The sequence below is a fragment of the Herbidospora solisilvae genome (assembly GCF_009901565.1).
In the GTDB taxonomy this organism is placed as follows: domain Bacteria; phylum Actinomycetota; class Actinomycetes; order Streptosporangiales; family Streptosporangiaceae; genus Herbidospora; species Herbidospora solisilvae.
The window spans coordinates 289,649-302,820 of sequence record NZ_WXEW01000008.1; the positions used below are offsets into that span (position 1 = coordinate 289,649).

The 13,172-nt window shown below is 69.9% G+C and carries 16 protein-coding genes; 11 read left to right on the forward strand and 5 right to left on the reverse strand.

From position 1 onward, the window contains the following. Nucleotides 1-20 precede the first annotated feature (20 nt). A complete protein-coding gene (locus GT755_RS27280) occupies nt 21-1,757 on the forward strand; it encodes a bifunctional metallophosphatase/5'-nucleotidase (RefSeq protein WP_161482471.1) in 1,737 nt (578 codons plus the stop codon). A 68-nt stretch (nt 1,758-1,825) separates the two neighbouring features. Here the strand turns inward: GT755_RS27280 and GT755_RS27285 are convergent, their stop codons facing one another. Further along, nucleotides 1,826-2,539, reverse strand: coding sequence for a winged helix-turn-helix transcriptional regulator (locus tag GT755_RS27285; RefSeq protein WP_161482472.1), 714 nt, complete (start codon nt 2,537-2,539; stop codon nt 1,826-1,828). A gap of 269 nt (nt 2,540-2,808) precedes the next feature. Here GT755_RS27285 and GT755_RS27290 point away from each other — a divergent pair, with 269 nt between their 5' ends. The 8 genes from GT755_RS27290 to GT755_RS27320 all read left to right on the forward strand — a co-directional run bounded on the left by GT755_RS27290 (nt 2,809) and on the right by GT755_RS27320 (nt 7,131). Then, on the forward strand, nt 2,809-3,057 hold the full coding sequence (locus tag GT755_RS27290) for a MoaD/ThiS family protein (RefSeq protein WP_062345258.1): 249 nt from the start codon (nt 2,809-2,811) through the stop codon (nt 3,055-3,057). 35 nt (nt 3,058-3,092) lie between these two features. Next, nucleotides 3,093-3,782, forward strand: a complete 690-nt coding sequence (locus tag GT755_RS27295) for an LmeA family phospholipid-binding protein (protein ID WP_161482473.1) — start codon at nt 3,093-3,095, stop codon at nt 3,780-3,782. A gap of 31 nt (nt 3,783-3,813) precedes the next feature. Further along, nucleotides 3,814-4,320 carry a sigma-70 family RNA polymerase sigma factor gene (locus GT755_RS27300; RefSeq protein WP_030451624.1) on the forward strand — a complete coding sequence of 169 codons (507 nt, stop codon included), beginning with the start codon at nt 3,814-3,816 and terminating at the stop codon, nt 4,318-4,320. Next, nucleotides 4,317-5,231: an anti-sigma factor family protein gene (locus GT755_RS27305; protein ID WP_161482474.1), complete on the forward strand. Its 915-nt coding sequence runs from the start codon at nt 4,317-4,319 to the stop codon at nt 5,229-5,231. Before GT755_RS27300 ends, GT755_RS27305 begins: the two co-directional genes overlap by 4 nt. A 57-nt stretch (nt 5,232-5,288) precedes the next feature. Next, entirely contained in the window at nt 5,289-5,603 is a 315-nt protein-coding gene (locus GT755_RS27310) for a thioredoxin family protein (RefSeq protein WP_407929424.1), read from the forward strand. Nucleotides 5,604-5,654: 51 nt separating this feature from the next. Continuing rightward, nucleotides 5,655-5,720, forward strand: a complete 66-nt coding sequence (locus tag GT755_RS41640; protein WP_369408633.1) for a putative leader peptide — start codon at nt 5,655-5,657, stop codon at nt 5,718-5,720. A 269-nt stretch (nt 5,721-5,989) separates the two neighbouring features. Beyond that, nucleotides 5,990-6,829 (forward strand): sulfurtransferase, encoded by an 840-nt coding sequence (locus GT755_RS27315; RefSeq protein ID WP_161482476.1) that lies wholly within the window; start codon nt 5,990-5,992, stop codon nt 6,827-6,829. Next, the gene (locus GT755_RS27320; protein ID WP_202610564.1) at nt 6,826-7,131 is read left to right on the forward strand and encodes a DUF1416 domain-containing protein; all 306 of its coding nucleotides are present in this window, start codon (nt 6,826-6,828) and stop codon (nt 7,129-7,131) included. Before GT755_RS27315 ends, GT755_RS27320 begins: the two co-directional genes overlap by 4 nt. A 43-nt stretch (nt 7,132-7,174) precedes the next feature. On the opposite strand, the gene GT755_RS27325 is transcribed toward GT755_RS27320, so the two are convergent. Continuing rightward, nucleotides 7,175-7,615, reverse strand: a complete 441-nt coding sequence (locus GT755_RS27325; RefSeq protein WP_285585559.1) for a MarR family winged helix-turn-helix transcriptional regulator — start codon at nt 7,613-7,615, stop codon at nt 7,175-7,177. Nucleotides 7,616-7,739: 124 nt separating this feature from the next. Between GT755_RS27325 and GT755_RS27330 the strand changes: the two genes are divergently transcribed. Further along, a complete protein-coding gene (locus GT755_RS27330) occupies nt 7,740-8,984 on the forward strand; it encodes a hypothetical protein (protein WP_161482477.1) in 1,245 nt (414 codons plus the stop codon). Here the strand turns inward: GT755_RS27330 and GT755_RS27335 are convergent. Genes GT755_RS27335 through GT755_RS27345 form a run of 3 tightly spaced genes read right to left on the reverse strand, consistent with a single transcriptional unit; the run spans nt 8,946 to nt 11,052 of the window. Continuing rightward, nucleotides 8,946-9,839 (reverse strand): hypothetical protein, encoded by an 894-nt coding sequence (locus GT755_RS27335; RefSeq protein ID WP_161482478.1) that lies wholly within the window; start codon nt 9,837-9,839, stop codon nt 8,946-8,948. The genes GT755_RS27330 and GT755_RS27335 overlap by 39 nt on opposite strands. Beyond that, nucleotides 9,836-10,414, reverse strand: coding sequence for a DUF4352 domain-containing protein (locus GT755_RS27340; RefSeq protein ID WP_161482479.1), 579 nt, complete (start codon nt 10,412-10,414; stop codon nt 9,836-9,838). Before GT755_RS27340 ends, GT755_RS27335 begins: the two co-directional genes overlap by 4 nt. Continuing rightward, the gene (locus tag GT755_RS27345) at nt 10,414-11,052 is read right to left on the reverse strand and encodes a hypothetical protein (protein ID WP_161482480.1); all 639 of its coding nucleotides are present in this window, start codon (nt 11,050-11,052) and stop codon (nt 10,414-10,416) included. Before GT755_RS27345 ends, GT755_RS27340 begins: the two co-directional genes overlap by 1 nt. Before the next feature lie 157 nt (nt 11,053-11,209). Here GT755_RS27345 and GT755_RS27350 point away from each other — a divergent pair, with 157 nt between their 5' ends. Then, on the forward strand, nt 11,210-13,123 hold the full coding sequence (locus GT755_RS27350) for a hypothetical protein (RefSeq protein WP_235967392.1): 1,914 nt from the start codon (nt 11,210-11,212) through the stop codon (nt 13,121-13,123). Nucleotides 13,124-13,172: the final 49 nt, after the last annotated feature.

Below are 13,172 nucleotides of genomic sequence, written 5' to 3' on the forward strand. Positions count from 1 at the left end.
TCACTCTAGGCTCACTTACCATGACCCCTGCATCCCTCAAGAGACTCGCCGTGGCCACCGCCGCCTCGGCGGGTGTCATCGCTCTCGCCATCGGGCCCGCGGGCGCCAGCGCGAGCGGCTCGGCGAAGATGGACGACGAGCTGGTTCCGGTCCGGATCCTCTCGATCAACGACCTCCACGGCAACCTGGAGCCCCCGACGGGGTCCAGCGGCCGGATCGCCGACGAGACCGGCACCGTCGTCGACGGCGTCGGCGGCGCGGCCTACCTCGCCACCTACGTCAAGCAGCAGCGCAACCGCGACACCGTCCTGGTCGCGGCCGGCGACCTGATCGGCGCCTCCCCGCTGCTGTCGGCCGCCTTCCACGACGAGCCCACGGTCGCGTTCCTCGACTCGCTGGAGCTGGCCACCTCCAGCGCCGGCAACCACGAGTTCGACGAGGGCTACGCCGAGCTCAAGCGTGTCATGGAGGGCAAGTGCCACCCGGTCGACGGGTGCTCGCCCGCCGGCAAGTGGAAGGGCACCGACTTCGAGTTCATCGCGGCCAACGTGATCGACACGGAGAAGAACAAGCCGGCCCTCGCGCCCTACTATGTGGAACGAATCAACGGCGAGAAGGTCGCCTTCATCGGCCTGGTCACCAAGACCACCCCGACGATCGTGACCGCCTCCGGCATCGCCGGCCTCGAGTTCACCGACGAGGTCGCCGCCGCCAACGAGACCTCCGCCTACCTCCGCGACGTCAAGGGCATCAAGGCCCAGGTCGTCCTGGTGCACGAGGGTGACCAGGTCACCCCGAACCAGAGCCCCGACGCCTGCCCGATCACCAAGGGCGCCGGCTCGCGCATCGCCGAGGGCATCGACCCCGAGATCGACATCGTCATCAGCGGCCACTCCCACCAGGCCTACATCTGCAAGGCCACCGACCCGGCCGGTCAGCAGCGCGTCTACACGCAGGGTTCGTCGTTCGGCCGCGTGCTGACCCAGATCGACTTCCAGATCGACAAGGGCACGGGCGACATCGTGCGCTCGTCGGTCGTCGCCGACAACACCGTCGTGCGCCGCACCGTCACCCCCGACCCGGCCACCGTGACGTTCATCAACGACTGGAAGGCCCGCGTCGCGACCGTCGCCAACAAGAAGGTCGGCGACATCACCGCCGACATCACCAACGTGGCCGGTCCGTCGGGAGAGTCCCCGCTGGGCAACCTGATCGCCGACTCGCAGCTCGAATCGGCCAAGGCCGGCGGCAACGCCGAGATCGCCCTGATGAACCCGGGCGGCATCCGCACCACCCTCACCTACGCCAGCTCGCCCGCCGGCGAGGGCCCCGGTGTGACCACCTACGGCGAGATCTTCGCGGTCCAGCCGTTCAACAACCTCGTGCAGGTCGTCACGCTGACCGGCGCCCAGCTCAAGCTGGTCCTGGAGCAGCAGTGGGTGGGCGGCCCGAACAACCAGGCCTTCACCAAGATCCTGCAGCCGTCGTCGAACCTCACCTACTCCTACAGCAACAGCGCCGCCTGGGGCTCGAAGGTGTCGGACATCAAGATCGACGGTGTTCCGGTGACCCCGACGCAGTCGATCCGCGTCGCGGCCAACAACTTCCTCGTCGGCGGCGGTGACGCCTTCGCGGCCTTCACCCAGGGCACCGACCTGTGGAGCGGCCCCCTCGACATCGACGCGTTCGAGGACTACCTGACCGCGAACTCCCCGGTGGCGCCCCCGGTCGCCAACCACATCACGGTTCTGCCGTAGGGCTGAGAGCACCAGGAAGCCCCCGGTCGATGGCGACCGGGGGCTTTTCCCTGCTCTGAACGCGCCGATCAGCGGCGGGCGGACTCCAGTTCCTGGGCCATCTCGTTGCCGCGGTCGGGCACGAAGCGGTAGCCGACGTTGCGGACGGTTCCGATCAGCGCCTCGTATTCGGCGCCCAGCTTGGCGCGCAGGCGCCGCACGTGGACGTCGACGGTCCGGGTGCCGCCGAAGTAGTCGTAACCCCAGACCTCCTGGAGGAGCTGGGCCCGGGTGAACACCCGGCCGGGGTGCTGGGCCAGGTATTTGAGCAGCTCGAACTCCTTGAACGTGAGGTCGAGCGCCCGGCCGCGCAGGCGCGCGGTGTAGGTCGCCTCGTCGATCGCCAGATCGCCGCTGCGGATCTCGTCGGGCACCTCCTCGGCGGCGGCCAGCGACAGCTTGCCGATCGCCATGCGGAGGCGGGCCTCGACCTCGGCCGGGCCGGCGGAGTCGAGGATCACGTCGTCCGCACCCCACTCGGCGGTCATCGCCGCGAGGCCGCCCTCGGTCACGATGACCATGAGCGGGCAGTCGATCCCCGTGGTCCGCAGCAGCCGGCACAGGCTCTTGGCCTGTACGAGCTCACGCCGGGCGTCGACCAGGATCGCGTCGGCGGGCGGGGCGTCGAGCAGCGCGGTCCCCTCGGCGGGGGCGACCCGGACCGAGTGGAGCAACAGCCCGAGCGCCGGCAGGACTTCGGCGGACGGTTCCAATGCGTTGGTCAGCAGAAGCAGATTGCTCATGAGGCCTCCTCGCCAAACGGGCGGGCGCGCCGGGAGAGCACCGCGCTGTGCACGATCACAGGCTCGCCTCCTTCGATCCGCGTCAACGGCAGGGCCGTAGAAACACGTAAGGACCCGGGGGCTACGTCGCCCAGGTCCCGTTGCTCGTAGATTAGCCCACAGCAACTTTGCGTCCAATGTGCGTCCACCGTGTGAACAGCACTTCACGTGGAGAATCACCGTATCCAAACGCTCACTGTGAGTGTGCGGATCTGGGGCTGGAGAGGCGTATGGCTACGGGAACGGTGCGCTTTTGGGCCGCGGCGAAGGAAGCGGCCGGAGTCGCCGAGGAGACTTTCGACGCGGAAACCCTTGGCGAGCTTGTTACCAAAATCACAAGGAACGACGCGCTGGCCAGGGTGCTTCCGCGGTGCTCGTTCCTGGTCGACGGGAACCCGGCCGGCACCCGCGACCCCCACACCGTGGAGCTGCCCGAAGGTGCCACGGTTGAGGTTTTGCCGCCGTTTGCCGGCGGATAGGCTGATCCGAAACCCCCCGGCCAACGGAGGATGCGGTGCGCAAGCTGGTGGTGGCGCTGCTCGTGCTCGTCGTGCTGGCCGTGGTTCTCGACCGCGTGGCCGTCGCCGGCGTGCAGCGGGAGATCGCCAAGCAGGTCCAGGCCAGTGCCGATCTCGACGCTCCGCCGACCGTGCAGGTCAGGGGCGTGCCGTTCCTGACCCAGGCGATCGGCGGGCGCTATGAGGAGATCGCCATCGACATCGGCGACATCCAGCGTGAGGGCATCCGGCTCAGCGACGTGCAGGCGACGCTCTATGGGGTCGAGGCGCCGCTGATGGACCTGATCCAGAACGCCACGGGCACGAAGATCGTCGCCGAGCGGGTCAGCGGCACGGTGACCATCTCCGAGGAGACCCTGAACTCGCGGGCCCCGCGCGGCATCAAGATCGAGGGCGGCGGCGGCAACGGCACCGTCCGCGTCTCGGGCGAGGTGACCGCGCTGGGCAACCAGGTGCCGGTGACCGCCGACATGAAGATCGAGGTCAAAGACGGGGTGCTGCGGCTCACCCCGGCCAAGGTGACGATCGCGGGCGGGTTCACCGTGCCCAACGCCGAGCGCCTGATCACCTTCACCGTGCCCGTGCAGGGCCTCCCGCTCGATCTGAAGATCGACGAGGTCCGGTCCGCCCCCGGGGGCGGACTGGTCGTCGACGCGACTGCGACCGATGTCCCTCTTTCGCGGTGAACCGAAGCGCCGCCGGTTGCGTTCTGAGGATGTGAGCGCAGCCGGGACGGCCGACGAGGAGCTGGTGAGAGCCCTTTTCGACGACCACGCCGGGCCGCTCTACGGTTACGTACTGCGATTGACGGGTGACCCGGGGAGGGCGGAGGACATCGTGCAGGAGACCATCCTCCGGGCCTGGAAGAACCCGATCGCCGACCGCCCGGTCCGGGCCTGGTTGTTCACCGTGGCCCGCAACCTGGTCGTCGACCAGGCCAGAGCGCGCAAGTCCCGCCCGCAGGAGACCGGCGACGAGGCGCTGGCGATCCTCCCGGCCGACGACGAGCTCGACAAGGCCGTCGAGTCGTGGGCCATCGCCGACGCGCTGGCCTCGCTGCGCCCCGACCACCGTGAGGTGCTGCTGGCCGTCTACTACGGCGGCCAGTCGGTCAAGGAGGCCTCCGAGTCGCTCGGCATCCCGCCGGGCACCGTCAAGTCGCGCACCTACTACGCGCTGCGCGCGCTCAAGCTGGCGCTGGAGGAGCGGGGGCTCGCGCCGTGAACCACGACGACGTCAAGATCTCTCTTGGGGTGTACGCCCTGGGCGCCCTCGACGCCCGGGAGACCGCCATGGTCGAGGCCCACCTCGACACCTGCGACGAGTGCACGGCCGAACTCGCCGAGCTCTCCGGCCTGCCGCCGATGCTGGCCCGCGTGTCGGCCGCCGACGTCGAACACGCCGCGGCCCCGCCCCGGGCGGTGCTCGACCGGCTGCTGGCCGACTCGGCCAAGCGCCGCAGGCGCGGCCGGATCACCCGCACGATGCTGGGCCTGGCCGCCGGCGTGGCGATCGTCGGCTGGGGCGGCGCGGTGCTCATCGACGGCGCCGCCGACACCACGGCCGCCCCGGCCGCCGGGGGCGCCCCCGAATCGGCCCAGATTCCCGACACCACCGCCCAGGACCGGAGCGGCCACGTCGCCGCCGAGGCCCAGCCGATGATGACCGAGGAGCCCCCGCACGACGTCTCGGCGGGTACCGGCCCCGCCGAGACCGGCGTCGCTCCTGCCGAGGAGCCGACGGCCTCCAAGGCCGCGCGGGCCCCGCAGCCCAAGGAGAGCCCGGCAGCCGAGTCGGCCCAGGCCGACGAACCGGCCACCACCAAGATCGCGCCCGAGACCATGACGCTGGAGCGGTCGCGGGGCGAGGTCACGCTGCGCCTCGACCTGACCGGGCGCGAGGGCGGCACCGAGGTGGTCGCCACCATGACCGGCGTGCCCGTCGACACCAAGACCGAGCTGGTCGCGGTCTCCCGGGAGGGCCCGAGCACGTCGGTGGCGAGCTGGGAGGTCAAGGCCGACGACGCCGACGGCGCCACCTTCCCCGGCTCGACGAGCCTGCCGATCGCCGAGATCGCCCGGTTCGAGCTGCGGGCCGCCAACGGCACCGCGCTCATCACGATCCCCGTCGGCTGACCGGGAATTTCCCGGTCGCAGCCGGTGGTTGCCGATCGTATGGACCTGGGTGCGCCCTTGGGCGAGCGGGCGACGCTCGTGCACTTCTCGACGGCCTTCTGCCAGCCCTGCCGGGCCACCCGGCGGGTGCTCGCCGAGGTCGCCGCGATCGTTCCCGGGGTCCGCCACGTCGAGGTCGACGCGGAGTCGCGGTTGGACCTCGTACATGCCCATGAAGTTACGAAAACCCCAACGGTGTTAGTTCTCGACAGTGCTGGAAATGTCGTGAAAAAGGCATCAGGGCAGCCCAGGAAAGCCGACGTCATCGCGGCCCTCGCCCTGACCCTGGACAGCGTGTCTCAAAGCGGGTCTCAGCAATCGGACGGCATGTGACAGATGGCGAGACGAAAGGGTACTGTCGTGCCCATGACTCCCACGACAGAGATGCTGACGAAGCGGCGGGCGGTTGACTTCTGCCGCGTCGCGACGGCTCTCTGTCGCATGGCCTGAGGGTGATTTCCGGCGGCGTCTGAAGCCGCATCACGCGAAACCCATCAGGAGCATCAGGCGATGCAGGTCGATCCCCGTGGCCCCCGCTCTGGCGCGGCCGACACCACTCTGGTTCCGCCCCGGTACGTCCCGGGGCCTGGGCATCATTCGCATCGTTCCCGCCTCTGGAATCGTCCCTCCGGCCCTGGGTGCGACAGCAGCGGCACTGCTGGCCGCCTTTCCCCCGCATCACCACCGCTCATCAGCCGTCTACAACCTGGGAGAAATTCATGAGTCGCTCCGCCGCACTGGTCGACGCCGACTGGGTCGAGGCCAACCTCGACACGCCCGGCGTCGTCCTGGTCGAGGTCGACGAGGACGCCAGCGCTTACGACAAGGGTCACATCCGCGGCGCCGTCAAGGTCGACTGGCGCGACGACCTGCAGGACCCGGTCCGTCGTGACTTCGTCGACAAGGCCGGTTTCGAGGCGCTGCTCTCGTCGCGTGGCATCGCCAACGACGACACCGTGGTCCTCTACGGCGGCAACAACAACTGGTTCGCCGCCTACGCCTACTGGTACTTCAAGCTCTACGGCCACGAGAACGTCAAGCTGCTCGACGGCGGCCGCAAGAAGTGGGAGCTCGACTCCCGCGAGCTGGTGAAGGACGTCCCGAACCGGGAGGCCACCACCTACACCGCCCAGGAGCAGGACCTGTCGATCCGCGCGTTCCGCGACGAGGCCGTGGCCGCGATCGGCAAGCTCAACCTGGTCGACGTCCGGTCGCCCGACGAGTTCACCGGCAAGCTGCTCGCGCCGGCCCACCTTCCGCAGGAGCAGGCGCAGCGTGCGGGCCACATCCCGACCGCTCGCAACATCCCGTGGAGCAAGGCCGCCAACGACGACGGCACCTTCCGTTCCGACGACGAGCTCAAGACCCTCTACGCCGACGCGGGGGTCGACTTCGGCAAGGACACCATCGCCTACTGCCGCATCGGGGAGCGCTCGGCGCACACCTGGTTCGTGCTGCACGAGCTGCTCGGCCAGGCCAACGTCAAGAACTACGACGGTTCGTGGACCGAATACGGCTCGCTCGTGGGCGTGCCCGTGGAACTGGGAGAGGCCCGATGACGACCATCCAGCAGGGGTGCGCCGCGCCCGAGCAGACCGTGGCGCTGCCGACCGGAATCGACCTGTCCAAGCAGGCCGTGATCCAGGGCGTCGTCACCGGCGCCGGCACCGCCTACGCCCGCCTTCTCGACCACTCCGGTGAGTTCACCGGTGAGGTCGTCGTCTCCGACGAGGGCATCTTCCGCTTCTTCGCCGCCCCCGGCTCGTGGACCGTCCGCATCATCGCGGGCGGCGGCCGGACCAAGGACGTCGCGGTCGAGGCCAAGCTGGGCGAGGTCGCCCAGCTCGCGGTCGCCGTCTAAACCGCATCGGGAAAGCCCGGTCTCCATGAGGAGGCCGGGCTTTTCAGTTGACGCCGGCCAGTTGTTCCAGCACGTCGATCAGCGCGTTGTGCTCCCCGGCGACCTTGAAGAACTCGCGGTCGACGTTCTCCACCACCCCGGCGGCGCGCTCGGCCAGCCGGCGGCCCTCGTCGGTGATCACGAGCACCTTCTTGCGCATGTCGGCGGGGTCGTCCTCGCGGCCGAGCAGGCCCTTGACCTCCAGCACCCTGACCACCTGGCTGGTCATCATCACGTCGACGGTGGCGTGTTCGGCCAGTTCGCGCTGGCTGGGGCGGACGCCCTGACTGTCGAACCACCACAGGTCGACGAGGAGGGCGAACTGCACGTGGGTCAGCCCCATCGTCTTCAGCGCCGTGGTGATCTCCCGCTGCCATCGAAGGGTCGCCCGCCACAGCAGGAAACCCGGGCTCCGGCCTGGACCGGCGTCCCGTTCCGCGCTCACTGTCTGATTCCCCGATCTACGACTTCAGGGAGTGTCCCACCTCGCCTCCCGCATATCCGCCGTTGACCAGCCCGGACGGCCGATCTTTGACCTTTCCGGCTCCTTGACCGCTAGCATGCGCAAGATGTCCGGAACGTCCGCCAAGACGGCGCGCTTACCCCTCGACGCGCTCAGGATCGCCGGGTCGTGCGCGCTGCCGCTGATCATGTGGTTCTCGCTGGGCCGGTTCGTGCGCTGGGCGCTGCTCTACGCCGCCGCGCACCTGTCGCACGGCTCCTGGTACCAGCTCCGCATCGTGGGCGTGCTGTTCATCTTCACCCTGGTCGTCATGGTCTCTCTGGCGACCGTGGTCGGCATGCTCTACACCGTCCGGGAGGCGCTGGCCGAGACGCGGGCCCGCCGCGCGGGCGACGAGGCGCAGGAGACGATCTTCGGGGCGCTCAACCGCACCGCCCTGACCTTCGCGGGTCTCTACATGACCTGGGGCCTGGTCGACCAGGACATGCGCGACTTCGAGAACATCGACCGCACCCTCAACCCCGACCGGCAGTTCGTCGACCAGCTCCAGGGTGTGCAGAGCACCATCGGCGACGGCCTGACCGGCCTCGACGTGCGGATCTCGGTCGCCGCCATGGTCGTCGCGTACGCGATCAAGTGGTTCGCCGGCCGCCGCCACGAGAACAAGCCGGGGAAGTTCACCGGCGTCCTGACCACCTTCGGCGAACTGGCCTTCGTCTTCTACGGCCTGACCGCCACCGTCGCCGCCCTGAAACTCCGCGAAGACTGGATCGAGCACCGGGCGCTCGTCATGGGCGTCAGCGACGCCACCGAGGACGTGCGCGAGTCGCCGTTCTTCGAGTGGCTCGGCGACGTGTGGCCGCTGCTCCTCGACGCGCTGGTGCTCCCGCTGGCCTGGCTGACCGTCGGCATCCTCGTGTACGGCGCCTACGCCGAAGACACCCAGACCACGATCAGGGGCACCCGCCTGGAGGGCGTCGGCGCCCGCGTCGAGCGCAGCCACAACTGGACCCAGGTCACCCTGGCCAAGCTGGCCGGGGGGTTCACCTCCCGCTGGATCCCGCTGCTCAACTCCCTGCGCCTGACCGCCAAGGGCGGCCCGGCCCTCTTCGGCCTGTACGCCCTGCTCTACGTCGGCCTCCACGTCGGCGGCGACTACCTGGGCAGACTCCTCGACTACGCCACCGCCGGCGGCCCCTACCTGTGGATCGTCACCAGTGTGCCGACGACGTTCGTGGTCGACCTGCTGGTGACCGTCCTGTCGATGTGCCTGATCGCGGCCACCTACGACCAGGCCGCGACCCGCAAGCGGCTAACGGAGGAACCGGAGGACGTCGAGGTCGGCGCTTAGGTCGTCGGTCAGGTCCTCGGTCGGGGTGTCGGAGCGGTAGGACTTGGGCCGGACGAACAACTCGGCCGTGCCGGCCACGTCGGTCGGCACGACGGCGTAGATCTCGATCGGGAACGCCCTGCCGATCTGGTCGTCCGACGGGTCGAGCGGGGTGGCGTTCTCGAGCACCTCGGTCCGCCACTTGCGCCCGGAGCCGTCGCGGATCTCGACGTCGGGCACGCCGGTCAGGAACGTGCCGTCGCGGTCGAGGGCGGTGCGGGTCAGCATGATCTTGACCCACTGGCGGCCGGGCTTCTCGGCCGCGCCCGCCGGGTTGGGGATCGGCTCGATCGTCGACCGCCAGGCGACGTGCTCGAACTCGTAGCTCTCGCCCGCCGGGACGACGTGGACGGTGTCGGGCTCGCCGGTGGCGTACACATAGGTCGACCAGTTGGCGGCGGCGGGCGCGCCGACGGCGAGCACCACCGAACCGGCGGCCCCGGCGAAGAACCGGCCCCAGCCCTTCTTCTTCGGCTCCGGCTCCGGGGGAGGCGGCGGCGGTTGCTCCGAGACGGGCGGCGGGTCGGGGAACGGCGGATAGGGCTCCGGGTCCTGGAAGGACGGCTGGGGGCGCGGCAGCGGACGGCCCGCCGCGATGGCCGGGAAGGGCTGGGTCGAGAAGCCCTCGTCGTCCTCCTCCGGTGTGGGGGGAGGCGGCGGTGGCGGCCACACCAGCACGTCGCTGGGCGGCGCCAGCGGCGGGATGTAGGCCGGGATCATCGGCGGGAGCGGTCCCGAATAGGTCGTGTCGTCGATCTCGGTCGGCTGCGACGGCGGCGGGGAAAACCAGTCGCGGGGTGGCTCTTGCTGGTTCACGTGCCCTCCGGGGCCAGCGAGTAGTGCTCGACCGGCGACTCGCCGCCGGTCAGCCCGAGATCGATCTGCACGTCCGGGGCGAGGTTGTCGACCACCAGCGGGTTGTTCGGCGTGATCAGCACGAGCTCGGCCCCCGGAAGCGCCTCCTTGGGCACCTCGAACACGAGCGGGGCGTCGATCCACCAGCCGGCCTGCACCCACTTGCCCAGGAGCATGGCATCGTCGGCCACCTTGTCGGTGACCTCGTACTTCTTGTCGCCCTCGGTCAGCAGCCAGGCCTCGTGGCGGCGGAACTGGAGCGGTTCGGCCGGGGAGGTCGCGGAGACGTGCGCGACGAGGAACAGGTTGCCCGTCTCGATGGTCTTGTCGGCCACGTCGACCGAGGTCGCGACGGCCGTCTTGGTCACTTTCACCGAGAACCGGCCGGCGTCGACCTCCTCGCCGGAGTCCCCCGAGGTGGTGAGGTAGGCGTTCTTCTGATCAGGCTCCAGCGCGAAGGTCTGGGCGCAGACGGCCGCGGCGGCGAGGCTCAGTCCGAGCGTCAGCGCGCCCAATCGGCGGAGGAAGCCGGCCATCAGGCCTCCTCGGGCCGGATCGGCAGGGTGACCTGGGCGATGACCTTGGGCTCGATGAGGGCCATCTCGTCGCCCGCGCCGGTGGGCAGGTCCTTGTCCGGTTCGACCTGCCAGAGCTCGCGCGGGTCGCGGCGGCTGACGGGCTCCTCGACGAAGCCGCCGACGTCGACGGTCACCTTCTCGGGGGGAGTGGCGCCCTCGGGCAGGTCGTAGCGGATGACGACGGTGTGGGTGATGCCCGGGTGGAGCTGGAAGCTGCGGACGCCGTGGCTCCACACGCCGATCTCCGGATAGGAGTCGGGCTTGCCGAGCGGCGGGGTGGTCTTGAGGATCGTCGAGCCGAGGCGTCCGTGCCGGCTGACCTTGGGGCCGGTCGCCATCGCGCCGACGCTCTCGGTCGTGTCGCCCTCGTTGGTGACCTTGAGAACTAATTCCACCGCGTGGCGGTCGCCCTCGGCAACGTCGACCGCCTTGACGAACTGGGTCTTGAAGAGCTTCTGATCGATCGTCGCGCCGGCCTGGTACTGCTTGGGAGGCGAGTCGGGTTCGGTGTCGAGCCCGCCCGTGCCGGCGGTCACCCCGAGCCCGGACACGGACAGCAGCGCCACCACGGGCACGAGCACCGGTCGCCGACTCATGGCAATGGATGGTAGTACGCCCACACGTGACCCATCCGCCGCAATCGTCCCTATCTTTGGTGGGAAACCCGTCCGAATGCCGAGAACCCTGCCCTGACGGGGTGCCTAGCTCCTACGCTTTGACCTTACGACGAATACGGAGGGGCCAGGCGCGACCATGGCGAGGTTGACCGACGCGCACCCCGAGCACGCGGAGCTGCGCGCCGACCGCATCTACCTGGGGTGGCAGTACCTTCTGCTGCACCCCGACCCCGGCCCGCCTCCGAAACGCCCGCCGCGCGACGACGCCGAGCTGCCGCCCGATCCGGGCCCCGAACTGTTACGCAACGAACGCCTACAGGAAGACCTCCTGAACCGCCCGGTCAAGTTGTTCCGCAACGTGGTGGCCGGGCTCGCTGTGGTGGTCGCCGGCCTCGGGTTCGCCGGGGTGATCGGCTGGCCGTTCGTGGGCATGGGCGTGCTGGCCGCCGCCGGGGTCGCCGGGGTCTGCTCGTACGCCATCCACCAGGGCAACAAGGCGGTCCGGTTTCGCGTACAGGAACGCCTCGCCCAGACCGAGCGCGACCGGGCCAAGCGCGAGCGCGAGAACGTCCGCGCCCAGGAGGAGCACGCCGCCCGCTACCGCGACTGGGCCGAGCGCAAGGCGATCTACGACAAGCAGATCAGCTGGTACGCCGTCGCCGTCCCCGACGACATCGACCGCGTCGACGTGGCCGGGGGCACCCTCCCGGGCTGGTCGGCCCTGATCACCCTGATCGGCGCCACCCGCCTCTACAGCGGCGGCCACCTCACCGTGCTCGACCTGTCCGAGGGCGTGATCGCCAAAGACCTGATCCAGCTCGCCAAACGCGGCGGCGACGACCCGCTGGTCTGGGTGCTCCCCTCCGACCTGCCCAAGCTCGACCTCGGGGCGACGCTGAAGCCCGAGGCGTTCGCCGACGTGCTGGCCCACGTGGTCAGCGTCAGCGAGGAGACCAGCCGCGACATCGGGTTCGACAACGCGATCCTCGAACGGGTCCTGGAAGTGCTCGGCGAGACCGCCACGATCAGCCAGGTCACCGCCGCGCTGCGGGCCCTGGCCCAGGTCGGCGACCCGCGCGAGGACCTCAAGTCGGGGCGGCTCACCGCGATCCAGCTCGAACGCATCGGCACCCTCTTCGGCCGCGGCGTGGCCGACCGGGTCGTCATCGAACGGGCCTGGGCGCTGGAGTCGCAACTGCGCAAGCTGGAGACCCTCGGCTCCGACGCCGTGCGGCTGCCCCCGGCTCGGTTGCGGGTGGTCAGCATGGACCGCCAGGCCGGGGTGTTCGGCAACCGGGTGCTCGGCACCTACGTGGCGACCGCGCTGACCCACATCCTGCGGCAGTCGCCGGCCAGCGAACGGCCCTGGTACCACACGATCATCGTGGCGGGGGCCGACAAGTTACGCGGCGACGTCCTCGACCGGCTCATGGACGCCTGCGAGACCTCGCGCACCGGGCTGGTCCTCACCTACCGTTCCCTCACCCCGACCGTCAGGGAGCGGCTCGGCCGGGGCCATGCCGCCGTCGCGTTCATGCGCCTGGGCAACGCCGAAGACGCCCGGGTCGCCAGTGAGCACGTCGGCACCGAGCACCGGCTCGAACTGGCCCAGCTCACCGAGTCGGTCAGCTCCGTGGTGAACGGGGCGGGGGGGACCTACACCTCGACGGTGGGCGAGGGGCGTACCGAGCTGGAGGCCCTGGCCGAGGGCGACCTGAAAGAGGGCATCACCGAGTCGACCGAGTGGGGCCGCAGCGCCGGGAGGGTCGCCGAGGGGGTCATGCAGCGGTCACGGGAGTTCCTGGTCGAGCCCCACCAGCTGCAGCAGCTCCCGACCACCTCGGTGATCGTCACCCACGCCACCGCCGACGGCCGCGAGGTGCGCCTCGCCGACGCCAACCCGGCCATCCTGACCTTCCCGAAGACCACGCTGGAGGAGGTCAAGTCGCTGGCCGTGACCCCTCCCGTGATTCCGCCGGAAACCGACGAGAAGGCGCCCCCGCCGAACCTCGGCCCGCCGCCGCCGCGCCTTGATTGGCGCAAACCCTGACGCTCACTCCGGTAAGAGGTTCGTCAACGGGGATGTGTGAGCATGATCG

Coding starts and splice junctions, on each gene's coding strand:
- GT755_RS27345 (WP_161482480.1), bottom strand. CDS start 11,052: ATGAGTCGGCGACCGGTGCTCGTGCCCGTGGTGGCGCTGCTGTCCGTG.
- GT755_RS27340 (WP_161482479.1), bottom strand. CDS start 10,414: ATGGCCGGCTTCCTCCGCCGATTGGGCGCGCTGACGCTCGGACTGAGC.
- GT755_RS27290 (WP_062345258.1), top strand. CDS start 2,809: ATGGCTACGGGAACGGTGCGCTTTTGGGCCGCGGCGAAGGAAGCGGCC.
- GT755_RS27280 (WP_161482471.1), top strand. CDS start 21: ATGACCCCTGCATCCCTCAAGAGACTCGCCGTGGCCACCGCCGCCTCG.
- GT755_RS27285 (WP_161482472.1), bottom strand. CDS start 2,539: ATGAGCAATCTGCTTCTGCTGACCAACGCATTGGAACCGTCCGCCGAA.
- GT755_RS27320 (WP_202610564.1), top strand. CDS start 6,826: ATGACGACCATCCAGCAGGGGTGCGCCGCGCCCGAGCAGACCGTGGCG.
- GT755_RS27350 (WP_235967392.1), top strand. CDS start 11,210: ATGGCGAGGTTGACCGACGCGCACCCCGAGCACGCGGAGCTGCGCGCC.
- GT755_RS27315 (WP_161482476.1), top strand. CDS start 5,990: ATGAGTCGCTCCGCCGCACTGGTCGACGCCGACTGGGTCGAGGCCAAC.
- GT755_RS27330 (WP_161482477.1), top strand. CDS start 7,740: ATGTCCGGAACGTCCGCCAAGACGGCGCGCTTACCCCTCGACGCGCTC.